The organism is Leisingera sp. (assembly GCF_034669605.1).
Taxonomy (GTDB): domain Bacteria; phylum Pseudomonadota; class Alphaproteobacteria; order Rhodobacterales; family Rhodobacteraceae; genus Leisingera.
In genome coordinates, this window is sequence record NZ_JAXMOX010000062.1 from 1 (window position 1) to 23403 (window position 23403).

20 protein-coding genes and 1 pseudogene are annotated in these 23403 nt (G+C 64.2%); 7 read left to right on the forward strand and 14 right to left on the reverse strand.

Annotated elements, in window-relative coordinates; translation table 11 throughout:
* On the reverse strand, window positions 1-657 hold a 657-nt coding region (locus VOI29_RS09825; RefSeq protein WP_323778297.1), incomplete at its 3' end, for a rhodanese-like domain-containing protein.
* A 488-nt stretch (window positions 658-1145) separates the two neighbouring features.
* Between VOI29_RS09825 and VOI29_RS09830 the strand changes: the two genes are divergently transcribed.
* Together VOI29_RS09830 and VOI29_RS09835 are read left to right on the forward strand one after the other, a co-directional pair.
* Window positions 1146-1964, forward strand: coding sequence for a PhnD/SsuA/transferrin family substrate-binding protein (locus VOI29_RS09830; RefSeq protein ID WP_323778299.1), 819 nt, complete (start codon window positions 1146-1148; stop codon window positions 1962-1964).
* A 17-nt stretch (window positions 1965-1981) separates the two neighbouring features.
* Window positions 1982-4261: a response regulator gene (locus tag VOI29_RS09835; protein ID WP_323778268.1), complete on the forward strand. Its 2280-nt coding sequence runs from the start codon at window positions 1982-1984 to the stop codon at window positions 4259-4261.
* Between the two features lie 123 nt (window positions 4262-4384).
* Here VOI29_RS09835 and VOI29_RS09840 read toward each other — a convergent pair whose 3' ends face one another.
* From VOI29_RS09840 to VOI29_RS09850, 3 genes are read right to left on the reverse strand one after another with little or no spacing between them, the layout of a single operon-like run.
* Entirely contained in the window at window positions 4385-5191 is an 807-nt protein-coding gene (locus tag VOI29_RS09840) for a metal ABC transporter permease (protein WP_323778270.1), read from the reverse strand.
* Window positions 5188-5937, reverse strand: a complete 750-nt coding sequence (gene znuC, locus VOI29_RS09845; protein ID WP_323778272.1) for a zinc ABC transporter ATP-binding protein ZnuC — start codon at window positions 5935-5937, stop codon at window positions 5188-5190. The genes VOI29_RS09840 and znuC overlap by 4 nt, the downstream gene beginning before the upstream one ends.
* Window positions 5934-6416 (reverse strand): Fur family transcriptional regulator, encoded by a 483-nt coding sequence (locus tag VOI29_RS09850; RefSeq protein ID WP_323778274.1) that lies wholly within the window; start codon window positions 6414-6416, stop codon window positions 5934-5936. The genes znuC and VOI29_RS09850 overlap by 4 nt, the downstream gene beginning before the upstream one ends.
* A gap of 97 nt (window positions 6417-6513) precedes the next feature.
* Here VOI29_RS09850 and VOI29_RS09855 point away from each other — a divergent pair, with 97 nt between their 5' ends.
* Window positions 6514-7614, forward strand: a complete 1101-nt coding sequence (locus VOI29_RS09855; protein ID WP_416361511.1) for a zinc ABC transporter substrate-binding protein — start codon at window positions 6514-6516, stop codon at window positions 7612-7614.
* A gap of 29 nt (window positions 7615-7643) precedes the next feature.
* Here VOI29_RS09855 and VOI29_RS09860 read toward each other — a convergent pair whose 3' ends face one another.
* Complete coding sequence (locus tag VOI29_RS09860; protein ID WP_323778276.1) at window positions 7644-8915, reverse strand: FAD-binding oxidoreductase; 1272 nt, start codon at window positions 8913-8915, stop codon at window positions 7644-7646.
* On the reverse strand, window positions 8905-10407 hold the full coding sequence (locus tag VOI29_RS09865) for an aldehyde dehydrogenase family protein (RefSeq protein ID WP_323778278.1): 1503 nt from the start codon (window positions 10405-10407) through the stop codon (window positions 8905-8907). Before VOI29_RS09865 ends, VOI29_RS09860 begins: the two co-directional genes overlap by 11 nt.
* 152 nt (window positions 10408-10559) lie before the next feature.
* On the opposite strand from VOI29_RS09865, the gene VOI29_RS09870 reads away from it, so the two are divergent.
* From VOI29_RS09870 to VOI29_RS09880, 3 genes are all read left to right on the forward strand, one after another.
* A complete protein-coding gene (locus VOI29_RS09870; protein ID WP_323778279.1) occupies window positions 10560-11450 on the forward strand; it encodes a LysR substrate-binding domain-containing protein in 891 nt (296 codons plus the stop codon).
* Window position 11451: 1 nt separating this feature from the next.
* On the forward strand, window positions 11452-12339 hold the full coding sequence (locus tag VOI29_RS09875) for a LysR substrate-binding domain-containing protein (protein WP_323778281.1): 888 nt from the start codon (window positions 11452-11454) through the stop codon (window positions 12337-12339).
* Between the two features lie 133 nt (window positions 12340-12472).
* Window positions 12473-13681: a pyridoxal phosphate-dependent aminotransferase gene (locus tag VOI29_RS09880; RefSeq protein ID WP_323778283.1), complete on the forward strand. Its 1209-nt coding sequence runs from the start codon at window positions 12473-12475 to the stop codon at window positions 13679-13681.
* Here the strand turns inward: VOI29_RS09880 and VOI29_RS09885 are convergent.
* The gene (locus VOI29_RS09885; RefSeq protein WP_323778284.1) at window positions 13678-16218 is read right to left on the reverse strand and encodes an AMP-binding protein; all 2541 of its coding nucleotides are present in this window, start codon (window positions 16216-16218) and stop codon (window positions 13678-13680) included. The two genes, VOI29_RS09880 and VOI29_RS09885, sit on opposite strands and share 4 nt — an antisense overlap.
* 393 nt (window positions 16219-16611) lie before the next feature.
* Window positions 16612-17316, reverse strand: a complete 705-nt coding sequence (locus VOI29_RS09890) for a helix-turn-helix transcriptional regulator (protein ID WP_323778286.1) — start codon at window positions 17314-17316, stop codon at window positions 16612-16614.
* Between the two features lie 64 nt (window positions 17317-17380).
* On the opposite strand from VOI29_RS09890, the gene VOI29_RS09895 reads away from it, so the two are divergent.
* Window positions 17381-17977: a glutathione S-transferase family protein gene (locus VOI29_RS09895; RefSeq protein ID WP_323778288.1), complete on the forward strand. Its 597-nt coding sequence runs from the start codon at window positions 17381-17383 to the stop codon at window positions 17975-17977.
* Window positions 17978-18144: 167 nt separating this feature from the next.
* On the opposite strand, the gene VOI29_RS09900 is transcribed toward VOI29_RS09895, so the two are convergent.
* The 6 genes and pseudogenes from VOI29_RS09900 to VOI29_RS09925 form a co-directional block, all read right to left on the reverse strand.
* Window positions 18145-19929: a TRAP transporter fused permease subunit gene (locus VOI29_RS09900; RefSeq protein WP_323778290.1), complete on the reverse strand. Its 1785-nt coding sequence runs from the start codon at window positions 19927-19929 to the stop codon at window positions 18145-18147.
* A 66-nt stretch (window positions 19930-19995) separates the two neighbouring features.
* On the reverse strand, window positions 19996-20958 hold the full coding sequence (locus VOI29_RS09905; protein ID WP_323778292.1) for a TAXI family TRAP transporter solute-binding subunit: 963 nt from the start codon (window positions 20956-20958) through the stop codon (window positions 19996-19998).
* 443 nt (window positions 20959-21401) lie between these two features.
* Window positions 21402-21842 (reverse strand): TRAP transporter large permease subunit, encoded by a 441-nt coding sequence (locus tag VOI29_RS09910; RefSeq protein WP_323778294.1) that lies wholly within the window; start codon window positions 21840-21842, stop codon window positions 21402-21404.
* Window positions 21843-22001: 159 nt separating this feature from the next.
* A complete protein-coding gene (locus tag VOI29_RS09915; RefSeq protein ID WP_323778303.1) occupies window positions 22002-22211 on the reverse strand; it encodes a TRAP transporter small permease subunit in 210 nt (69 codons plus the stop codon).
* 68 nt (window positions 22212-22279) lie between these two features.
* Window positions 22280-22786 (reverse strand): annotated as a pseudogene (locus tag VOI29_RS09920) (transposase); the annotation flags it as partial.
* Between the two features lie 241 nt (window positions 22787-23027).
* Window positions 23028-23403: transposase (locus VOI29_RS09925; RefSeq protein WP_323778295.1), on the reverse strand; the 376-nt coding region annotated here is incomplete at its 5' end.

Here is a 23403-nt window from a genome sequence, read left to right on the forward strand (position 1 = left end):
CTCGAAATCACCGGTGCTGAGCAGCACATCCTTGCCTGGGTATTCCGGAATGGCGCGCAGGTCGGAGAGGGTTTTGACGTCCTTGTCGGAGAAGTCGCGCCCCTCGACGATCCATTTCTCGATGCCGCCGGCAATGAAGCTGCAGTCGATGCCCATAGCGGCCAGCTTGGCGCAGGTTTCCGAAGAGCGGTTGCCGTTATGGCAAAACAGCACAACCTTCTGGCCGGGCTGCACCGGGCGGGACTGCAGGAAGTCCGGGAACCGGATGTGGGTGGCGCCGGGCAGGGTGCCCATGGCGTTCTCGCCGGTCTCGCGGATGTCGTAGAACAGGGTGGAGCCATCCTGCAGCGCCGCCGCGGCGTCTGCGGTGCTCATCGCCAGCGGGTGGTTCTCCTGTTTGGAGAAGCTGGTCTCCTTGAGGCTGGCATCCTTGATGGCGGTGCCGTCAAACTGCGCCGGACGGGTCAGAGTGGCCTGCAGCCTTGCCAGCTCGGCAGCGCTGTGCGAGGAGTACTGCCAATAGTTTCCTGCAGCCAGTGCGATGGCTGCCAGCACAAGGGTGAAGATCAGCTTGACCGGGTAGCGGCGTGGCGAACCGCCCGGTTTGGGGGTAAAACCCAGTTTTGCCGCAACGATTGCGCCAAGACCGGAAACCATGGCAATTCCCACGGCCAGAACCTGCGATAGCGAAGACACCGAGCCGATCACCAGTTCCGGCGATGGAATGGCCAGGGCCGCAACGGGCAACGCTGAAAAAAGCGATGTGAGCACGGTGACTTGTGCTGAGCGGCGGAAGGACCGCGCGGTCCTGGGGGGCAAATTGGTATTCTTCACGGCAGTTCCTGTTGCACCTGTTGAGGCTGATATTCTGACATTATGGCGAATTTGCCTAAAAGATTACGAAAGTCTTACTGAATGGTTAATATAGGGGGCGCAGAATAAAGGAACCGTAAAATTTTTCGGAGAATACAAGGCGCGTTAACATTGCGTTCTTAACCATGTGCTATGTAACGAAGTATGGCGGTCCGCCGGCGGTGCCAGCCGATCGCAGTCAGGAGGCTAGAACCGTGACACTTTTTAAGTGTAGCGTTGATATCGTTAGGGTTTTCAGGACGCGCCTGCGGGAAGCGGCCCGGGGGGCTGCGCTGGCCGTTGGACTTGCGGCCCTGCTGCCCGGCACCGGCCAGGCCGGGATCGAATTGGTGTTCGGCACCTATGCAGCCGATAAACCAACCGTAACGGTCAAACAGTACCAGCCTTTCTTGTCTTTCCTGTCCGGCCGGATGAGCGATGAACTGGGGGAGCCGGTCTCGATCCGGCTGAAGATCGCCAAGGAGTATGGCGAAGGCATCCGCCAGCTGGCTGACGGCGAAGTGGATTTTGCCCGTTTCGGCCCGGCGTCCTATGTGCATGTGATGATGGAGAATCCGGCAATCCGGATTGTCGCGATGGAATCCAAGAACGGCGGAAAGCGGTTCAAGGGGGTGATCGTGGTGCATAAGGACAGCAGCCTGCGGTCGGTTGAGGAACTGGCCGGGCTGAGCTTTGCCTTTGGCGATGAACTGTCGACGATTGGCCGCTACCTGGCGCAGGAGCACCTGCTGGAGGCCGGTATCAGCGGCGCCGACCTGCAGGTATTCGCCTATCTCGGCCGCCACGACCTGGTCGGCGAGGCGGTCGGCGCGGGCAAGTATACCGCGGGCGCGCTGAAGGAAAGCACGTTCAAGAAACTGGTCGCCAAGGGGGTGCCGATCCGGGCGCTGGCCTCGTTTGACAATGTGACCAAACCCTGGCTGGCAGCGCCGGATATGCCGGACAGCGTGCTGGAGGCGATGCGCAAGGTGATGCTGTCCTCGGAAAACGAGGAAATCGTGCGCCGGATATCAAAAAACGGCTTTTTGCTGGGGGCTGATGCCGACTATGACATCATCCGCCGGGCAATGGAGCGAAGCCTGGCATTCTGAGGTGCCGCAGTAGAGATATGAAACGTACAGGCATACTTTTTCAGATCGTGTTGTCGCTGCTGCTGGCCGCGTCGGCCGTTGGATTGGCGGTCGGCCATCTGGCGCAGAGCCAGGAGGTGCAGCGGCTTGAGGAACAGCTCGCCGACCAGGCTGACCTGACGGTTTCACTGCTCAGCGGGCTGATGCTGGAATCGATCATTGTGGAGGATGTTCCGGTACTGGAGACCGGGCTGATCGAGGCGGTCACCCGTAACCCGAAGATTGTATCGATCCAGATCCGCAGCCCGTCGGGCAGGCTATTGGCCGCGGCCAATGCGCCGGCCGTGCCGTCGCCGGACCATCATGTGATCTATGAACGGCCGATCGAGCTCGAAGGCGCTTCCTTCGGCACCATGATGGTGGAGTGGTCGACCCGCGACGGCGAAGCGCTGGTGGCGGCCAAGGTGCGCCAGATCATCATCTGGACCGTTGTGCCGGTGCTGGCGCTGTCGCTGCTGGTGCTGCTGCTGGTGCATGTTCTGGCGCTGCGTCCGTTGCAGATGATCCACAACCGGATGTCTGATGCCATTGCCGGGCTGCGCAGCCCGCTGCGGCCGCTGCCCTGGTTCGCCTCCCGGGAATTCCGGGCGCTGGATTTTTCGGTCGGCGTGCTGGAGGACGCATTTGCCGAACGCGACGAGCGCGAATACGCGATGGAGCAGGCGCGCGAAGCGGCAGATATCGCAAACCGCGCCAAGTCGGAATTCCTGGCCAATATGAGCCATGAGATCCGCACCCCGATGAATGGGGTGATCGGCATGGCAGAGCTGCTGCAGGACACCGCGCTGGACGAGGACCAGCGGATGTATGCGGAGACCATTTCAAAATCCGGCACGGCGCTGCTGACAATTATCAACGACATCCTGAACTTCTCCAAGATCGAGGCCGGCAAGGTCGAGCTTAACCTTGCTCCGTTCAATTTGCAGACGGCATTGGAGGATGTGGTCACCTTGCTGTCGCCCAAGGCCGCGGAAAAAGGGGTTGAGATGACCTTGCGGTACGACCCCGCGCTGCCGGAAATCTTTATGGGCGATGCCGGCCGGATCCGCCAGGTGATCACCAATGTCGCCGGCAATGCGGTCAAGTTCACCCGCAAGGGCTATGTCTACATCGATTTGACCGGCCGCGAGCAGGACGGCCGCCATTTGCTGACGCTGCAGGTCACCGATACCGGAATCGGCATTGAGCCGGGCCGGACAGGGCATATCTTCCGCGCCTTCGAACAGGCTGACAATGCCGCCAGCCGCAATTTCGAGGGCACCGGCCTGGGGCTGGCAATTTCGGCGCGGCTGCTGAAGCTGATGGGCGGCTCGGTGCAGGTGCGGTCGGAGCTGGGCGAGGGGTCTGTGTTCACCATCGAGTTGCCGCTGCAGGCGGGCGGTCATGTTGCCCCGGTGCGGGCGGACAGCCCGCTCAGCCTGGCCGGGCTCCACGGCTTGGTGGTGGATGACCTGGAATTGAACCGGGTGATGCTGTCCGAACGTCTAAGCTCCTGGGGGGTGGCCTGCACGCTGGCCGGCTCGGCGCATGAGGGGCTGGAGATTCTGTCGGATTCGCAGCTGGACGGGCGCCGGTTTGATTTCATTATTCTCGACTACCAGATGCCGGCGATGGACGGGCAGGAACTGGCCGCCCGGATCCGGGCTATGCCGGGTTTTGAAACGGTGCCGCTGATTGTGCTGTCCTCGGTGGAACAGGCGCTGAGCCGGTCGGATTGCGAGGCGATCGGGATTTGCGAGTTTGCGCTGAAGCCTGTGCGGGCGGTGCAGCTGCGGCAGGTGATTACCCGGGTGCTGAATGTTCAGGAGCAAAAGCCGGCTGCTGCCGGCGGCGGGGGCAAGGATGCGCCGCAGGGCCGGCTGGTGAATGTCCTGCTGGCCGAGGACAACCGCACCAACCAGCTGGTGGTTACCAAAATGCTGAAAAATACGCCGCTGAAGATCAGTGTTGCCAAGAACGGTGTGGAGGCTGTTGCGCAGTTTCAGGCAGAGCGGCCCGACATTGTCCTGATGGACATGATGATGCCGGAGATGGACGGGCTGGAGGCCACCGCCGAGATGCGCCGGATCGAGGCGGAGACCGGCAGCAGTAGATGTCCGATTGTGGCGCTGACCGCCAATGCGCTGCAGACCCACCGGGAGAAATGCCTGCAGGCGGGGATGGATGATTTCCTCAGCAAGCCGATCAACAAGAAGGCGCTGATCGAAGCGGTCAGCAAGTGGACCAGCGATGACAACCTGCAGCGCACTGGCAGCTGAGGCGGCGCCTGCCCAGGCCGGCCAAGGGGTCTTCCGCAGGCAGAGACAGGCCCGGAGTGAGGCCCGCTGCCCGAACCAGGGCTCTTTACTGTCCCTCGCGGCAGGGGTGCGATAGGACAGCCATCAGCCGCGATGCCGCTGCAGCACCAGGCCAGCAAGGCTGGCGGCGGCGAAAAGCGCGGCCGCCAGGCAAACGATGCTGGGGCCGGCGGGGGTATCGAACACAAAAGCCAGCTGCAGCCCCCCCGATGCCGCCAGCATTCCCAGCAGCGCGGCAATCACCGCCATCCGTTCCGGCGTGACGGCAAAGGGGCGGGCGGCCGCTGCCGGGATCAGCAGCATGGCGGCGATCAGCAGCACGCCGACCACCTTGATGGCAACCGCCACCACCAGCGCCAAAGCCAGCGTCAGCACCATCTGTTCGCGCCGGGGATCAATGCCTGCTGCATGGGCCAGATCCGGGTTCAATGTGGCCGTCAGCAGCGCGGACCAGCGCCACCAGAGCAGTGCCAGCACCAGCAGCGCACCGGCCCAGATCACCGCCAGATCGCCCCGGCCCACAGCCAGGATATCGCCAAAGAGATAGGCCATCAGATCAATCCGCACGCCCTGCAGGAAAGACACTGCGACCAGGCCGAAGGCCAGCGAGGAATGGGCAAGAACCCCCAGCAGCGTATCCATTGCATAGCCGCGCCCGGCAAGCGCCGAGACAGTGGTGGCCATGGCCAGCGCAGTCGCCAGCACGCCGGCAAAGACCGAGACATCAAAGCTGAGCGCCAGCGCCACGCCCAGGATCGACGCGTGTGCGGTGGCATCGCCGAAATAGGCCATCCGCCGCCAGACCACAAAACAGCCCAATGGTGCCGCGGCCAGGGCCACGCCGATCCCCGCAAGGGCGGCGCGGATCAGGAAATCGTCAAGCAGGATCATTCTGCCGCCTCGTGATGGCTGCCATGTGTGCAATCATGATCATGGCTGTGATTGTGTTCATGCCGGTAAAGCGCCAGTGCACCCTGGGTGCCGGTGCCGAACAGGGCGCGGTATTCGGGCGCGGAGGCGACATGTTCCGGCGCCCCTTCGCAACAGACATGGCCGTTCAGGCAGACCACCCGGTCCGAGGCCGCCATCACCACATGCAGCTCATGGCTGACCATCAGCACCGCACAGTCAAGCTCCTGCCGGACCTTCTCGATGCGCTGGTAAAAGGCGGCGGACCCGGGCTGGTCCAGGCCTTGGGTGGCCTCATCGAGGATCAGCAGCTGCGGATTGTTCAGGAGCGCGCGCGCCAAGAGAACCCGCTGAAACTGGCCGCCGGAGAGGCCGGACATCTGCCGGGAGGCCAGATCGCCGGCGCCGGCCTGCTCCAATGCCTCGGAGGCGCGGCTATCGGAAACCCGTTCCGGCAGGCTGAGGAAGCGGCGCACTGTCAGCGGCAGGGTGGGGTCGATATGCAGTTTCTGCGGCACATACCCGATGCGCAGGCCGCGCGCGCGGTTGACGGCGCCGCCTGTGGGTTTCAGGGCGCCGATCACGCTGCGCAGCAGGGTGGATTTACCGGACCCGTTGGGGCCGACCACAGTGACAATCTCGCCGGGTTCAATCGCCAGGTTCACACCGGACAGCACTGTCTTGCCGCCATAGGCGACAGTCAGATGATCGAGAGAAATCAAGCTCATGCGGCGCCTGCCTGCTGGCATTTGGGGCACAGCCCCTCGGCCTCGATCACGGCGCGTTCGATGACAAACCCCGCGTCGCGGGCGGCCTGGCCGAGCTGGCCCTGGGTCGGCTCGCGCTGCGATTCAGCCACCGCATCGCAGGCGCGACAGATCAGGAAGACCGGCGCGTGATGTTCGCCCGGATGGGTGCAGGCGATGAAGGCGTTCAGGCGTTCGATCTTATGGGCAAAGCCGTTTTTCACCAGGAAATCCAACGCCCGGTAGGCCACCGGGGGCTGCGAGCCCAGGCCTTCTTCGCGCAGGCGGTCGAGGATTTCATATGCCCCGAGCGCGCGGTGTTCCTGCAGCAGGATCTCCAGCACCCGGCGGCGCACGGGCGTGAATTGCAGCCCGGCCGTGCGGCACTGAGTGTCCACCGCCGCGATGCAATCGTGAATGCAGCTGCTGTGGTCATGCGGTTCAAAACCGATGGTGTCCATTGCGCGGGTCCTTTGGGCGGAGGCTGATTTGGCTCTTGATATGTTATGTTATGACGTTTATCAACCGCGTGATGTTATAAAGTTACATGAGGCGGAAATGCATAAATCCAGCATGTGGAAAAACAGTGCGGCAGCGGTGGCCTTGCTGGCCGGGGCCGGGGCGGGGGCTGCCTGGGCGGAGGTGCCGCGAGTGGCGGCGGATATAACGCCGGTGCACGGGCTGGTTGCGCGGGTGATGCAGGGCCTGGGCGCGCCTGACCTTGTGGTGCCGCCGGGGGCCTCGCCGCATGGCTATTCGATGCGCCCCTCGGAAGCGCGGGCATTGGATCAGGCGGATCTGGTGTTCTGGCTGGGGGAACCGCTGACCCCCTGGCTGGAAGGCCCGTTGGAGAAGCTGGCCGGGGACGCGCACCGGATTGAGCTGCTGCAGGCAGAGGGCACAACGGTGCTGGCCTTCCGCGAAGGGGCGCGGTTTGAGGCGCATGCGCATGAGGAGGCGCATGGGGAACACGGCGATCAGGACGGTCATGAAGATCATGCGGATCACGAAGCGCATGCCGGCGGCGAAGGCGGTGACGGTCACGAGGGCCATGATCATGACGAGCATGGGGAAGCAGGCCACGATGATCACGATGATGATCACGAGGGCCATGAGGCTCACGCTGCGGCCTATGCGCATGATCACCAGGGGGCCGATCCGCATGCCTGGCTGCTGCCGGCAAATGCGCAGGTGTGGCTGGACGTGATCGCAGCAGAGCTGTCAGAACACGATCCGGATAACGCTGCCGCCTACAAGGACAACGCAGAGGCAGGCAAACAGGAGATTGCGGAGGCTGCCGCCAGTATCACGGCGGTTCTGGAGCCGTTCCGGGCCCGGCAGTTCATCGTGTTCCATGATGCCTATCAGTATTTCGAGCGGGGCTTTGGCCTGCAGGCGGCAGGGGCGATCTCGCTGAGCGATGCCAGCACGCCCAGCCCGGCCCGGATTGCTGAAGTGCGCGATGCGGTGGCGGAGCTGGAAGTGTCCTGCGTGTTCTCGGAGCCGCAGTTCAATCCCGGCCTGGCGGCCACCGTGCTGGACGGCACCGGGGCAGGCACTGCTGTGCTGGATCCGCTGGGAGCCAGCCTGGAGCCGGGACCGCAGTTTTATCCGGCGCTGCTGCAAAACCTTGGCGCCGCGATTGCCAGCTGTAAATAAGCGGAGGCGGGCCAGGGCGGCCCGCCTTTTTAGCGGTTGCTGACCAGATGGGTGAGGGCGGCGCCGGTTTCGTAATAGGTGCTGCGCAAGGACGCGAAGGGGATCGCGTGGCCGTGTGACGGCGGCACTGGCAGGCGGGAGCGGTCGCTGGTCAGCAAGGTTTCGGCCATGGCGGCGCCGAACAGCGTGCCGGGGCCGATGCCGCGGCCGGAGTAGCCGAAGCAGGCCAAGCCGCCGTTCAGATCGAGGATCTTGGGCAGGTGTTCGGTGGTCATCGCGATCCGGCCGTGCCAGTGGCTGCGCAGGGGCATGTCCTTCAGTTCCGGATAGAGCGCCGCCAGCTTGCGCGGCAGCCAATTGCGGTGCAGAGCGCTGCCGCAGTGGTTGAGCGCCCCCATGCCGCCGATCACCAGCCGCCCGGCCTGATCCAGCCGCCAGGAGGACATCACCAGCGCGGTGTCCCAGCAGCCTTCCTTGCCCGGCAGAATTTTCTCCAGCAGCGCGGCGGGCAGCGGGTCGGTGGCAGCCTGGAAATAATGCACCGGGATCACCTGCGGCGTCTGATAGCCGGTGATATCGCGGGCATAGGCATTTGTCGCCATGATCAGATGTTTGGCGCGGATGCTGCCCTTGGGGGTGGAGACATGCCAGCTGCTGCCGCCGCGGCTGATCGCGGCGGCAGGGGAATGGCTGTGCAGCTGCGCGCCGGCAGCTGCGGCGGCGCGGGCCAGGCCGCGCACATAGGCGAGCGGCTGGATTGTGCCTGCGCGCGGATCGAACAGAGCCCCGTGCACGGCAGCGGAGCCTGTGCGCCGGACGGCTTCGTCCCGGTCCAGCAATTCCACCGGCGCGCCGATGGCGGTGAGCTGGGCATGGCGGCGCTGCAGATCCTTGAGCCCGGCCGGCGCATGGGCGCAGTGCAAGGTGCCTGTGTGTGCCGGCTCGCATTGAATGCGGTGTTTTTCGATCAGGGAGAACACCCTCTGAGGGGCGCCGCTCAGGAGGGCTGACAGGCGGTTGCCGGACACGGCACCAAGTTCGGCGTTGATGTCTTCGGGCGGCAGCCAGAGGCCTGCATTCACCAGCCCGACATTGCGGCCCGAACCGCCGCTGCCGATTTCCGCCGCCTCGATCAGCTGGACGGTGGCGCCCATTTCTGCGGCTTGCAGCGCCGCGCTGCAGCCGGTGTAGCCGCCGCCGATCACCACAAGGTCGGCCTCTGCCTCCCCGGTGAATTCCGGGAAGGCAGTGTTTTCCTGACAGGTTTGCTGCCAGAGGCTGGACGCCGGTTCAGATGTCAAATTTGATCCCCTGAGCAAGCGGCAGCTCGCGCGAGTAATTCACGGTGTTGGTCTGCCGGCGCATGTACCCCTTCCAGGCGTCGGAGCCGCTTTCGCGGCCGCCGCCCGTCTCCTTTTCGCCCCCGAATGCGCCGCCGATTTCAGCGCCGGAGGGGCCGATGTTCACATTGGCAATACCGCAGTCCGAGCCCGCTGCCGAGAGGAAATATTCAGTTTCACGCACGTCTGTCGAGAAGATGCAGGAGCTGAGGCCCTGGGGTACTTCATTCTGCATTTCAATGGCTTGGTCGAGATCGGAGTATTTCACCACATAGAGGATAGGGGCGAAGGTTTCAGTGTGCATGATGGCGGTCTGGGCGGGCATCTCGGCGATGGCCGGATGCACATAGGCGGCTGCGCCGTGGGTGTCCGTCAGGGCCGGGGCGCCGCCATGCACGGTGCCGCCTTCTGCCCGGGCGCGTTCCAGCGCACTGGTCATCGCGTCCAGGGCGGCGCCGTCGATCAGCGGGCCGACCAGGGTGCCGTCTGCCAGCGGGTCGCCGATCGGCAGGCCCTCGTAGGCCTTGATCAGGCGCGGGATCAGCGCGTCATAGATATCCTCATGCACGATCAGGCGGCGCAGAGAGGTGCAGCGCTGGCCGGCGGTGCCGACGGCGGAAAAGACGATGGCACGCAGGGCCATTTCCAGATCGGCGGAGGGCGCCACGATCATCGCGTTGTTGCCACCGAGCTCCAGAATGGTGCGGCCGAGCCGTTTCGACATGTCGGCGGAGACCGCCTTGCCCATCGGCACCGAGCCGGTGGCGGAGATGATGGCAACGTCTTTGGAAGCCGTCAGCGCCTCGCCCAGATCACGCTCGCCGATCAGCACCTGGATCAGCCCGTCGGGGGCGTCCGCGCCGAAAGCCGCCATGGCGCGTTCGCAGATCTTCTGCACGGCGAGGGCGGTGAGCGGGGTCTTTTCCGACGGTTTCCAGATCACCGGATCGCCGCAGACCAGCGCCAGCGCCGCGTTCCAGCACCAGGGCGCAACCGGGAAGTTGAAGGCGGTAATGATGCCGCAGGTGCCCATCGGATGCCAGCTTTCGCGCATCGCGTGGCCGGGGCGTTCGGAAGCAATGGTAAGGCCGTAAAGCTGGCGCGAGAGACCGACGGCAAAGTCGCAGATGTCGATCATCTCCTGCACTTCGCCGAGACCTTCCTGGTAGATCTTGCCGCACTCCAGAGTGACGAGGCGGCCCAGGTTTTCTTTCTCGCGGCGCAATTCGTCACCCAGAAGCCGGACCAGTTCGCCGCGGCGGGGGGCGGGCACCAGGCGCCAGGATTTGAAGGCCTCTTTGGCGGCGGCGATCCGGGCTTTGGCCTCTGCCGCGGAGTGGGTCTTCAGCCGGGCGATTTCGCTGCCGTCCACGGGAGTGGTGACGGCAAGGCTGCCGCCGGTCAGTTCGGCCTGGCTCAGGCCGGCGGCGGCGAGGATGTCGGAATGGGGCATATCAGGGTCCTTGTCGAGCGGGGCAGGGCATGAGGAAAACTTTTGGGTGGATTCCGCGGGTATCCTGCCGGATAGGGTTCTGATATAGAAATTGCACTGCGCTCTCTGGATTGCTAATGAAACTAAATCCTGCCCCTATGAGTTAGAGTCATATGATTGCGCCGCGCCGTTTTCTGCCCTCAATCCCCTCGCTGCTGGCTTTGGAGGCAGTGGACCGGCTGGGCAGTGCCTCGGCTGCGGCAGAGGATTTGTCCCTGACCCAAAGCGCCATCAGCCGCCAATTGAAACAGCTGGAGGAGCAGATGGGGGTCGATCTGATCGCCCGTGACCAGATGCGGATGCAGCTGACGCCTGCCGGAACAGGCTTTGCCAAGGAGGCGCGCGCGATCCTGACCCGGCTGGCGCAGGCCTCGGTCAAGCTGCGGGCCAATCCGGACGGCGGCAGCTTCACCCTGTCGATCCTGCCGTCCTTCGGGCTGCACTGGCTGGCGCCGCGGCTGCGGGAGTTTGCCGCCGCGCATCCCGGCATCACGGTGAACCTGCATACCCACAACCTGCCGTTCAGCTTTGATGCGGGCACGGCGCAGGCGGCGATCCATTACGGCACCCGGGACTGGCCGGGGGTGGCGTATCTGCCGCTGATGCCGAAATATGTGCTGCCGGTCTGCGCGCCGGGGCTGATGGCGGGGCCGGTGTCTGCGCCTGCGGACCTGCTGGATTACCCGCTGTTGCATCTGGAGACCCATCCTGATTGCTGGGAGCAATGGTTTCACTTGCATGATGTGCCGGCGGCAAAGCTGCGGGGGATGCTGTTTGACCAATCCTCGGCGATGACGCAGGGGGCGGTGCATGGGCTGGGGGTGGCATTGCTGCCGGATTTCCTGGCGCAGAACGAGATTGCGCAAGGTAGGCTGGCGCTGGCGATGGAAGGGGCAGCGGTGAGTCTGGGCGAGTATTTCCTGGTCTGGCCTGCGGATCAGGCAGAGGAGTATCCGCTGATCAAATTCCGCGAATGGCTGCTGTCGCAGCTGGGGGAGGCCTGAGATGCGGCTGCCAAGGCTGACCCATCTGCGCTGTTTCGAAAGCGCTGCGCGGCATCAGAGTTTCACGGCTGCGGGAGAGGAACTGGGCCTGACGCAAAGCGCCGTCAGCAAAAAGGTAAAGGAGCTGGAGGCGGATCTGGGATTCGACCTGTTCCAGCGGTCGGGCCGCGGTGTGGTGCTGACGCCCGCAGGGCAGGGGCTGGCCGCCGATCTGGAGCTGGATCTGGCCGGTTTGCGGGCGACGCTGCAGAAGGCTGCAGCTGCCGGTGCGGGCCGCTCGGCCCTGCGGATTGCGGTGCTGCCGGCCTTTGCCAATCTGTGGCTGATTCCACGGCTGCCGGATTTTTTTGCCCGCCATCCGGAGGTGGAGCTGAGTTTCTCGACGAGGCTGGAACCGTTTGATTTTGCGCGGGAGAACTTTGACCTTTCGGTGCACTACGGGCTGGACAACTGGCCGGGCACCCATATGGCGCCCTTGTTCGGCGAGGAAATGGTGCCGGTCTGCGCCCCAGGGTTTTACGCCGCGCACCGGCTGGAGCTGGCGGGTAATCTGGCACAGGCGCCGCTGTTGCATCTGGACAGCCGGGCGGGATCCTGGGCGGAATGGTTCGAGCGTGCGGGGATGACAGGGGCACCGCGGCAGGACGGGCGCTATTTCGACCAGCATTCGATGGTGATTGCGGCCGCGGCGGCGGGTCTGGGCGCGGCGATTGTGCCCTATGACATGGTGGCGCGGGAGATTGCGGCAGGGGATCTGTTGCGGATCCCGGGACCGGAGCTGGTGTCGCGCAAGCGCTATTACCTGGTGCGCCCGCACGGTCCGGTGCCGGAAGCGGTGCAGAAGCTTGAACGGTGGCTGAAGAAGCAATTGCGATCGAAGTCGGATTGAGAGGGGCTACATGGGCGCGGCCCTTGGAATTTGATGCCAAACCGGAATGAATGCTGTCGCAAACGGCCGGTTTTCCTGATGTATTGGCCGCGGCAACCTTGCAGTGCCAGCAAACCAGCAGGGAGCCCTCGCCATGGCCCAGTTCCGCCGTGCAAGCCGTCTTGACCCGATCGAGGTCTCGGAGATTCTGATCATCGGCGCAAAAGCTGCCGGGTTGAAGCGGCAGGGGGCGCCGGTGATCATCCTTGGCGCAGGAGAGCCGGATTTCGACACGCCGGACCATATCAAGGAGGCCGCCGCCGCCGCGATGCGGGCGGGGGAGACCAAATACACCCCGCTTGGCGGCACGCTGGAATTGCGGCTGGCGGTGCAGGCGAAGTTCAAACGCGATAACGGGCTGGACTATGGGCTGGACGAGATCATCGCGGGCACCGGCGCCAAGGAGATCCTGTTTGATGCCCTCATGGCGAGCCTTGATCCCGGCGATGAGGTGGTCGTGCCCGCGCCCTACTGGACCTCTTATTCCGATATCATCCGCATTGCAGGCGGCGAGCCGGTGCTGGTGCCTTGCGGCAGTGACACAGGGTTCCGGCTGACGGCAGAGAAACTGGAGGCGGCAATTACCCCGCGCACCCGCTGGCTGCTGTTGAATTCGCCCTCGAACCCGGCAGGCGCGGGGTACAGCGCTGCGGATTACCGGCCGCTGCTGGAGGTGCTGCTGCGGCATCCGGATGTCTGGCTGATGGCCGATGACATGTATGAGCACATCACCTATGGCGGGTTCGAATTCGCCACGCCTGCGCAGGTGGAGCCGCGGCTGAAGGAGCGGGTGCTGACGGTCAACGGCGTTTCCAAGGCCTATGCGATGACCGGCTGGCGGCTGGGCTATGCGGGCGGGCCGAAAGATCTGATTGCTGCGATGAAAGTGGTGCAGTCGCAATCGACATCGCACCCGTCGTCCATTTCGCAGGCGGCAGCGGCGGCAGCATTGAACGGGCCGCAAGAGGTGCTGGCAGAGCGGCGGGCCGGTTTTCAGGCGCGGCGCGATCTGGTGGTGGAGGCGCTCAATGGCATGGACGGCATTGAGTGCCCGGTGCCGGAGGGGGCGTTTTATACCTTTGCCAACTGCGCAGGCGTGCTGGGCAAGCGGACGCCGGAGGGGGCTGTGCTTGAGACGGACGCGGATTTTTGCGCCTATCTTCTGGACCGCCATCATGTGGCCGTGGTGCCGGGCCGGGCCTTTGGCATCTCCCCTTATTTCCGGATTTCCTATGCGACATCCGAGACGGAGCTGCAGGAAGCCTTGTCCCGGATCGCGGCTGCAGTTTCGGCGCTGGCTTAGCCCGGTGCCGCGGCCGGCTGGCGGCGGCTCCGGGCGCTGATCCAGGATTGCACCAGCTGGCGCTGCACGGCGGCAGCGGCCAGGCCGAGGGCCAGGCCGCCAATGATTGCCAGCGCATCAATCAGCGGGCTGCGGCCCTCCAGCCCGATCATTGGCATCAGCAGTTCCGGCACAAAACGGTGCAGCAGGTAGACCGGGAAGGCGGCCTGCGCCAGCCGCATCAGCGGGCGGGCCGCAAACCGCGGCATCGGCAGGCGGGTGGCGAACAGCAGCCCGGCAATCAGCGCCAACAGCCACATGTATTTGATCCAGCCGCCGTACCAGTTGCCGCCAAGATAGGCCGCCGCGGGCATGATCAGGCAGGCTGCCCCCAGCACCAGAAGCCGTTGCCGCAGCGTGCTGGCGGCGGTGATGCACCAGCCCAGGGCAAACAGGTAGAAGACCCACGGCACGGTGAACTGTGCCCGGCCGCCGATTGGCCAGACCTCCGGCACGATCAGCCGCAATGCCACGGCAAGTGCCAGAAAACACAGGCCGCTGCGGAACGCGCCCTGGCGGACCAGCCAGCGGCGCACAGGCGGCAGGGCAAAGGGCAGCGCCACCAGCAGGGTCATCTGCAGATAGGCCTCGATGAACCAGTACAAATACGGCAGCATCAGGTGGGTTTCCGGGATCGTCAGGGCAAAGTTGCCGGCCAGAAAGAGGGAAACCCAGGGCACCTGCTCCCAGGCCGCGGCGTAGCCTGCGAGGATCAGGTAATAGGGGATCAGCACCGCCGCCACCGGTTTGAAGAAACTGCGCATATCGCCGGATTTCAGCGCCTCCCAGCGGAAGCCTGCGACGCTCATCCCCATCAGGATCACCATCGCCGCGGCGCCGCCGAACACCGGCCAGAAGGTCTGATGCGCCACCACCACCGCGAGGATGGCAACCGCACGCGCCGCTAGATCGAAGGGCAGGCTGGCGCCGGGCGCCGGGGCGGCTTGCTCCAGAGCGCTGATCGGCATGTCTTCCCAGCCGGCAGGGGCGCCGCCGAGGGCCTCGTCCAGGGCCAGGGACAGCTCGACATGGCGCAGGGAATCTCCGCCGAGCGATGCGAAACTGTCGTTGCGGCCCACGGTCTGCGGCGCAAAGGCGGCCTGAAAGGCTGCCAGCACATTCCGGGCAGGTTTGGGCTGCGCTGACTGCGTCCTCAGCGCCGGGTAGTCGATCTTGCCATTGGCGCGCCGCGGCAGGGATTTACGCGGCAGGACGGTGAAATGCTGCTGGCCGATGCCGGTCAGCTTGGCGGCCATCGCAGCAATGCCGTCCTTTGGCCCGCAGATGGCGATCGAGATGCGGCTGTCATCGCCCCAAACCGCGGCCTCATGCCCCTGAGCGGCCAAGGCACGTTCGATGGCGTCATGGCCGATGCGCAGGCCGGCGATCTTGGACATCCGCGAGAGCCGGCCGGTGATGTGGTAGAGTCCGTTTGCATCGCGCCGGGCCAGATCGCCGGTTGCCAGTTCGCTGAGTTCTGCGCCCCTGGCCAGATCACTGCAGCTTTCGGCATAGCCCATCATCACGTTCGGGCCCTGGTAGATCAGCTCGCCTTCGCCTTCCGGCGTGGTGATTTCGCTACCGGCTGCAGAGCGCAGCAGCAGGCGGCCGCCGGGAACGGCGCGGCCGGCGGCGCCGGGATTGTCCAGTGCCAGTTCCGGCGGCAGGTAGCTGATCCGCGCGGTGGCCTCGGTCTGGCCGTACATGACAAAGAACCGCCCGGCGCGGGCCTGCATCCGGGTGGCCCAGGCGTGCACCTGACCCGGCTCCATGGCACCGCCTGCGACGGTGAGGGTTTTGATGTTCACCGGCAGAGAATGGGACAGGCCGGCGCTGTCCAGAAGGCGGAAGTGATGCGGCACGCCGGCCAGGCTGGTGGCGCCGGAGGCCTCCAGCGCTGTGGCAAAACCGCGGTCCAGCACCGAGCCGGGAGAGAGCCATAGGCTGGCACCGGCGGCAAGATGCGAGTGCAGCACTGACAGGCCGTAGGAGTAATGCAGCGGCAGGATCTGCGCGGCGCGGTCTTCGGGCCGGATTTCCAGATACCGGGCAATGGCCTTGGCATTTTCATCCACCGCAGTGCCGGACAGGCGCACCCCGCGGCCGTGGCCGGTGCTGCCGGAGGTCTGCAGCAGCAGTGTCAGATCCGGGTGGATTTCTGCGGGGTCATGCGCGTGCGCCAGCAGCCGCCAGGTTCCGCCCATGCGCCGGAAGCTGGCAGCCGGGCGGAACCTTTCCTCAAGCCGGGCGGCGGTGGCGGGGTCTGCGGCCGGCAGCGGCATCACAGCGTGGCCCGCGGCCAAGGCGCCTGCATAGGCGATGACGGCTTCGGGATCGGAGGCTGCTTCAACCGCAATCAGCCGCCGGTCTTGCGGCAGCAGTCTGCCGAACTCTTCGGCGGCGTCAGCCAGCGCAGCGTAAGTCAGCTCAGCTCCGTCCGCCGCAATCACGCAAGGATTGCCGGCAAACGCACGCAATCCGGCCAGGTCGTAGAACATCCGCATCTCCTTCGAGCGCGGCGGGTAATTTAATTTACTAATTTTGTCAATTATTGACCGGCGACCCTGTGCCAGTCCGGTTCCGGCTGTGGAGCTGGAGTGAAGATTGAGGGCGGCAGATGGGAAACATGACGATATCAAGACGCCAATCCGGCCAGCGGCATTGTGGACTGTCTGAAACGGGATGCCGGCTGAAGGTTTCCGTCACTGGCCGCATGGCAAAGTCAGCAGAACAATGGCAGCGGCGATATCATCACAGTCCTTTGCCCTTCTCGTCCAATTCCAGCAAATACCGCGTATACCGGTCCTCCAGGGGTTGGCAGCACATGGAGGCCGCTTGCAGTCCAGCCCCTTCTCATTCGGAGCGGGCAACCCCGTGCGGATCGGCCGCTCCTACTTTCTTTCGGACGATCCGGGAGCGGTGTGCCGCGCTGCGTAGCCGCGCAGCAAAGACACACGCCGGGGCCGGAAGCTGCGTCCGCTAAGGCCTGCGTGTTCGATCCCGGCGGCGTGGAAGACGCGCCAGTCCTGCCGCAGGCAGCACCAGACCAGAACCATCAGTGTGCCGTCCGAGTAACTGATGCCCAGGGGCCAGACCTCGCGCTGCGTGACCTGGCCCTTGAGGTCATGATACCGCACGTCGAGCGCCAGTTCTTCCCAGCAGGCGCGGCGCAGAAGCGGCATGTCGACGGTGAACTCCACGCGGGCAGGCGGCGGGCGGAAGCTGCGCAAAACGGTGTGCATGGCTTGCTGCGACTGCCCGTCGGCGAGCGTGGCTATGATCCGGGCAAGGGCGGAACGGCCCGCCGCCTCCAATGCCGCATCGCCCGTCTGGCGCAATTCTCCCACGGCCAGGACCAGCGCCTCGATCTCCAGCCGGGAGAAGCTTTGCGGCGGCAACGCCGGGTCCTCGGTCAGCCGGTAGCCGACCCCGGCCTCGCCATCGATCAGAGCGCCGCCCGCGCGCAGCGTGACGATGTCGCGGTAGAGCTGCCGCCTTGATACGTCCGTCTCCTGCGCCAGCCGCGCGGCCGTGACCGGCGCGGGCAGGCAGCGCAGCGCGTCCATCAGGCGCATGAGGCGGTCGGTCCGGGCCATGCTGACGCGATCTGTCAGCAGCTTGCAGCTAAGTCAAGGCATCACGCAATTCCAGGAGATACCCATGCCGACACTCTACCACGCCCCGAACTCCCGCTCGACGTCCATCCTCGTCCTGATCGAGGAGATGGGCATCGCCGACCGTATCGACGTGGTCGGCGTCACTGTCGCCCGGCCGGACGGCAGCGGCGGTCCGGACCCGCGCAATCCGCACCCCGAGAAAAAGGTGCCCTACCTGACCGACGGCGAGGATAGCGTTCGCGAGCGCGGTGCAATCGTCGCCTTCCTGACTGACAAGTTCCCCGAGGCCGGGCTCGGCCGTCCCGCCGGGCACCCGCAGCGCGGCGCCTTCCTGAGCTGGCTGTTCTATTATCAGGGCGTGATGGAGCCCGTGCTGGTGCTCGACTGGGCGAAGATCGATCATCCCGTCCTGGACGCGACATTCCGCGACCTGGATGCCGTTGCCGCCCGCCTGTCCGAAGCGCTGGACGGCCAGCCCTATCTTCTCGGAGAGGACTACTCGGCGGTCGACCTGCTGCTGTCGAGCCCCTTCCATTGGCTTCCGGACGCCATGCCGGACCAGCCCTCGGTCCAAGCCTGGATAAGGCGCTGCGCCGATCGTCCGGCGTTCAAGGCCGTCACAGAACGGGAGAGATCCTGACGGCGGAAACAGGGCACGGCCGCGAAGCCGGGCCATTCGGTCATTTTTCCGGTCCCGCTGAAGAATGAGCACGCGCTGACAACTTTCAGTGCTCCATGGACATCACGCTGAAAGCCGGGACCGGTTCAGGCTGACCTCGATTACGGCCAGTTTCGGCCCGGCCGTGCTCAGATCCAGAGACCGGAGAACGTGACCGCGAGCCCAAGCCCGCAGAGTCCTATGGTGGGAGCCAGGCGGCGCGCTCCGATCAACCCGGCAGAGACCAGCGTCAGCCCCACGCCCATGCGCAGCAGTGCTATCAGGGCGTTCAGCGGATCATCGGCGAGGTTCAAGATGCCCGGATTGGCCACCATCCCCAGCGGGATCAGGTACAGCCCGACGCCCAGCGACATTGCGGTGAGCGCCACCTTCAGCCAGCTTTCCCCGATCATACCCGCTGCGATGAACACAGCGCCGCAGACCGGTGGCGTGATGGTGGACAGAAGCGCGAACCAGAATACGAAGAGATGCGCCTGCAACGGCTCGAGCCCAAGCTGTGTCAGCGCCGGTCCGGCGACGGAAACGCAGATCACATAGGCCGCGGTGGTCGGAACCTCCATGCCCAGGATCAGGCATGCGATCGCGGTCAGGATCAGCGACGGCCACAGCAGCCCGCCCGACCCCTGGATAATCAGCGAGGTGATTTTTACGCCCAGCCCGGTGATCGACAGTACGCCGATGATGATCGAGGCACAGAGGATGATCGCGGCGATCATCGAAACCTGCCGCGCCGCATTCAGCAACGCCGCCATAACGCGGTCGCGGATCTGGCGCGGCTTGAACGTCATCTCGGCGTTGAACAGCAGCAGAACCGCACCGGCAAGCACCGACAGGGCGGCGGCATATTCAGGCGTGAAACCAGCTCCGAACATGCCCCACAGCAGCACGGTGAACGGCACCAGGAAAAACAGCGAGGTTATAATCACGTCGCGCCGCTGCGGCCGCTCTTCCGGCGGCACGCCGCGCAGCTCGCAGCGGCGGTTGTAGGCGTTGATGCCAACCCAGACCGCCAGGAAATACAGCAGCGCAGGCAGCACCGCCGCCGCCATGATCGAGGTGTAGGGCACCCCGGTCAGCTCCACCATCACGAAGGCGCCCGCCCCCATCAGCGGCGGCATGATCTGACCGCCGGAGGAGGCCACTGCCTCGACCGCTGCCGCCAGCCGCTTGGGGTAGCCCAGTCGCGTCATCGCCGGCATGGTGATGGCGCCGGTAGAGGCGACATTGGCCGACGCCGAGCCGGAGATCGAACCGAACAGCGCGGATGAAATAACCGAAACCTTGGCCGCGCCGCCCTTGAGACGGCCGGCGGCGGCCCCGGCCACATTCATGAAGCCCTGGCCTGCCTCGCCCGCGTTCAGCACCGCGCCGAAGATCACGAAAATCGACACCACCCCGACCGACACCCCGGTCAGCGATCCCCAGATGCCGCCCTCGGCGATGGTGAGCGTGCCGAGGAAGCTTTCCAGGGGCGTGCCGGAGTGGCCGAACTCGCCCGGAATGTGCTGGCCGAACAGCCCGTAGAGCAAGGCCAGCGCTGCCACTACTGGCAGCGGCCAGCCGATCGCGCGCCGCGCGGTCTCCAGCACCACGGCCAGCAGCAGCACCGCAATAACGATCTGCCCGCGCCCCTCAAGGAACCCGTATTGATCGCCCAATGCATCCGCATTAACCGCAACCCATATGGCCGCCGCGCAGCCCAGCACCGCCAGCACAATTCCCGAATAAAGACGCCCCCGCGCCTTGACGCCAAAGACCAGCGCAAAGGGCAGGATAAACGCCATATGCAGCGGGCGGCTCACAAGGTTCGGAACGATCCCGGCAAACACAAGCGCAAGGTGGTAGGCCACCAGCCCTGCGGCCAGCAGCAGCCAGAAGCCAGCCGCAAGGCGGCGCGTCGGTAATTTTGTCATTGGGGGGCCTTTAAAAGAAACAGCGCGCCGCGGGGGTAGCCGCCCCGAGACGCGCCGAACAGTCGATTATTGCTTTTGGGCGTCCGGCAGGGCGATACCGGCTTCCTCGTAATAGCGGGCAGCACCCGGGTGCAGCGGTGTGGTGATATGCGCCATCAGTTCCTCGGTCACACCGTTCCACCATGCAGAGGTATCCGCCATCTCGGCCTTTTGCTCCCAATAGGTGCGGGTCAGCTGATAGGCAGTTTCCTCGTCCATCTTGGTGGTGGTGAAGGCAGCAACCGGCAGCGAAGTGGTGGTCACATCCTCATCTTGGCCCGCATAGGTGCCCGCCGGGATCACAAGTTTGGTGCGTTTGGTTTCAGCCACCTGTTCCGGGCTGAGCGACAGCAGGGTCACCTGGGTCGAGGCGGCCGCTTCCACCACGTTCGGCGCCGGGAAGGAGCCGGCGGTGACGAAGGCGCCGATCTGGCCGTTCTTCAGTGCGGCAACCGCGTTCGACAGCTCCGCATCGGCGATCTTCACCTTGTCGGCGAGGCCGAACAGGGTGAGGTACTTCTCGCCTTCGGTCGCACCGAAGGAGCCTTTGCCCAGCAACACAGTCTTTCCCGCCAGGTCGTCCAGCGTGCCGGTGCCGCCTTCGCCGGCCATCACAAAATGCATGGTCAGAGAAGGGATCGGGAACAATGCCCGGATTTCATCGAATTGCGGCGCCGACTTTCCCTCGAAGGGGCCTTTACCCTGCTGCGCGAGGCCGACCAGCGCTGGCGGAGTGGTGAACACATAGTCGCCGCCGCGCGCCCGCACTTCCATCACGTTTTGGGTCGACCCTTGGCTTTCCTCGATGGTGACGATGATGCCGCCATCTGTTCCGGCTTTCATTGCTTCTGCCAGTTCCACCCCCATCTGGTAGTAAGAGGAGCCGCTCTTGGCAGACTTGTAGGTCACCCGCGTTTCAGCCTGAGCAGTTCCTGCCAGCAGCACGCCGGCTGCCATCATGGCGCCCATATGTTTCAGAAATTTCGTCATAAGTGGTTCCTCCGTCCCAGACCGTGAATAGTCGATAGTCCAACTTAGGCCGCTGCGCCAGACCGGCCATAGCGGCACCGGTTTGCATAGGCTTGAAAAAACGCTTTGCTGGCGCCGCCGGCAACTGGAAGAACAGGGGCCGTGATGAGGTCCGTTTCCGCCGTGCCGGCGCTGTGCCGGTAAAACCCAAAGCGCGGCTTATACCATGGGATCGTCTTCGCCGCGAACCTCTGTTCTGAAACCGCTTGAGTGGAAACGGAAACACCGCACATTTCAGCCTAGAAGGCCCGACGCAACAGAGCCCCTGCATCCCTTCGCCCAAAAACCGCCAGGGCGCGCTCCCGCAACAAGGCCCTTTTGCGGGAGCGCCCATCCTACCCGCCACACCTGTGGCTTTTGAAGGCATTTGCCTGCCAGGCCGTGCCAGATACTGGAAACTATACCTAGTAAACACCTATCAGCCGAGGCAGGAACAGCGATAGCGCTGGCAGGAAGGTTACCGCCAGCATCACCGGCAACGCACCCCGCAAGATCATCATCAACGCCGGTGCTACTGCCCGGTGAATCGAGACATTGCCGGTGCGGCAGGCCATATACAGGATCGGCGCAACCGGCGGGCTGTTGGCGCCGATCACAACTGAACAGGCGACAATGGTTCCGAAATGCACCTGATCCACGTTATTCGCCAGCATCAGCGGCAAGAACAGCGGCAGGGCCAGCAAGATAACCGAATCCAGTGACCGGAAGCCCTGCAACAGCAGGGTCAGGGTCGAGACGTCATAGGTCCAGACAAGGTACATCAGCACGCCGGCGAAGCACCAGGCAACTGGCACGCCGAACACCATCAAGACCACTAGGGTAAGGATTGCCCAGATCGGCTCCACAGCTCAGGTCTCCCTGTTGGCAATGAACAGTTTCCGAATGCCGGCCACGGCATCACGCAGCGCATATAACGTGGCGGCCGCAGCGGCGAATACGATGGCGCCCTGTCCCGCAAGAAGCGGAATGCCCAGGCCCGGGGTAGTCTGCGGCCGCCGGAAGGACTAGCCCAGCATGTCGCGCGCCAGCGACAGAAAGAACACATCCAGCACCAGCACAATCACCGCCAGCAGCAGTTCCCGCAGCGCCTGCAGCCGCGGCGAGGAAATTGCCTGTGCGGTGAAATCAACGACAATATGCTCCCTGTTGCGGGAGGCTAGAACAGCCCCGGTCATGTACAGCCAATTCGCGCATAAGGTGGACAGCTGCAGCAGCCCAACAGAGGTGGTTCTGTTTTTGCGACCAGTTTTCCGCCGGGTTAAGCTATAGCATGGGTTTCATGTCAGGCGGCGGCTTTCAGAATCTGGGGTGGCGTATCATAGGCCTCGGCGGGCGTCAGCAGCCCGTGCGATGAGTGCGGACGTTTTTCATTGGAATGGTTGATCCATGCCCCGATCCCGTTGCGGGCCTCCGAGCCGGTCTCGAAGGCGTTCAGGCAGGCGCATTCGTATTTCAGCGACCGCCAGAACCGTTCGATCATCCGGTTGTCCGTTGCGCGGCAGTCGTTTGCTTGCAAACGACGAGAGCGGGGCCAGCGGCCGCGGCCGTCCATCGGGATCTTCACCTTGGCGTCGCGCAGCACGTCGGTGAAGCCGGTGCTGGTGAACTGCGAACCCTGGTCTGAATTGAAGATCTCCGGCTGACCGTATTTGGCCAGCGCATCCTTCAAGGCCTCTATGCAGAACCCGGCGTTCATTGCGTTCGACAGCCGCCAGCTCAGCACCTTCCGGCTGTACCAGTCGATGATGGCGATCAGGTAAAGGAATCCGTGCCGCATCGGAATGCAGGTTCTTTAATTGATCATCTGCGCTCGTTGATATTGTCGCTTGTATCGGCCACCTGCAAGGTTCTTTTCGAAGTCATCCCATTTGGTGCTTCATCTCGGCATCCAAGGCGTCGACTTCCCGAAGGTGATATTCGCGATGCGTAGGGCTCGCATGTAGATCGCTCGGGTTTTGTCGATTGCCTGCCGCTGTGGTCGGTACGGCAACTTTTTTGCGGGCGCGGTATGTTGCGGCTCGCGTTTGGTCTCAGGCCTCCTTTGCTTCAAATTCGGTGCCATCTTTCCATATGGCGTGCATGATTACGGATAGTTTTCGGGCCAAGGCCACAACTGCCTTCTTGTGGCTGGTCCGCTTTTTCAGAGCCATCGCCCAATCTTTTAGGGGCTGACCCGGGCCGGATTTCACCCGACAAAGCAGGCTATTGGCCGCCTCGTACAGCACCGTGCGCAACATGCGGTCGCCACGTTTTGATATTCGGCCACCAAAATTGATGTCGCCAGATTGGTAGCGTCTCGACGTCAGGCCGATATAAGCTCCGACAGATCGTGACCGTTTGAAGCGGTCTGGCGTGTCGATCGTCGCCACAAACGTGACAGCACTGACGGCTCCTACGCCAGGTATT

Coding starts and splice junctions, on each gene's coding strand:
- VOI29_RS09905 (WP_323778292.1), bottom strand. CDS start 20,958: ATGACGAAATTTCTGAAACATATGGGCGCCATGATGGCAGCCGGCGTG.
- VOI29_RS09880 (WP_323778283.1), top strand. CDS start 12,473: ATGGCCCAGTTCCGCCGTGCAAGCCGTCTTGACCCGATCGAGGTCTCG.
- VOI29_RS09900 (WP_323778290.1), bottom strand. CDS start 19,929: ATGACAAAATTACCGACGCGCCGCCTTGCGGCTGGCTTCTGGCTGCTG.
- VOI29_RS09885 (WP_323778284.1), bottom strand. CDS start 16,218: ATGTTCTACGACCTGGCCGGATTGCGTGCGTTTGCCGGCAATCCTTGC.
- VOI29_RS09855 (WP_416361511.1), top strand. CDS start 6,514: ATGCATAAATCCAGCATGTGGAAAAACAGTGCGGCAGCGGTGGCCTTG.
- VOI29_RS09895 (WP_323778288.1), top strand. CDS start 17,381: ATGCCGACACTCTACCACGCCCCGAACTCCCGCTCGACGTCCATCCTC.
- VOI29_RS09875 (WP_323778281.1), top strand. CDS start 11,452: ATGCGGCTGCCAAGGCTGACCCATCTGCGCTGTTTCGAAAGCGCTGCG.
- znuC (WP_323778272.1), bottom strand. CDS start 5,937: ATGAGCTTGATTTCTCTCGATCATCTGACTGTCGCCTATGGCGGCAAG.
- VOI29_RS09870 (WP_323778279.1), top strand. CDS start 10,560: ATGATTGCGCCGCGCCGTTTTCTGCCCTCAATCCCCTCGCTGCTGGCT.
- VOI29_RS09890 (WP_323778286.1), bottom strand. CDS start 17,316: ATGGCCCGGACCGACCGCCTCATGCGCCTGATGGACGCGCTGCGCTGC.
- VOI29_RS09865 (WP_323778278.1), bottom strand. CDS start 10,407: ATGCCCCATTCCGACATCCTCGCCGCCGCCGGCCTGAGCCAGGCCGAA.
- VOI29_RS09835 (WP_323778268.1), top strand. CDS start 1,982: ATGAAACGTACAGGCATACTTTTTCAGATCGTGTTGTCGCTGCTGCTG.
- VOI29_RS09840 (WP_323778270.1), bottom strand. CDS start 5,191: ATGATCCTGCTTGACGATTTCCTGATCCGCGCCGCCCTTGCGGGGATC.
- VOI29_RS09850 (WP_323778274.1), bottom strand. CDS start 6,416: ATGGACACCATCGGTTTTGAACCGCATGACCACAGCAGCTGCATTCAC.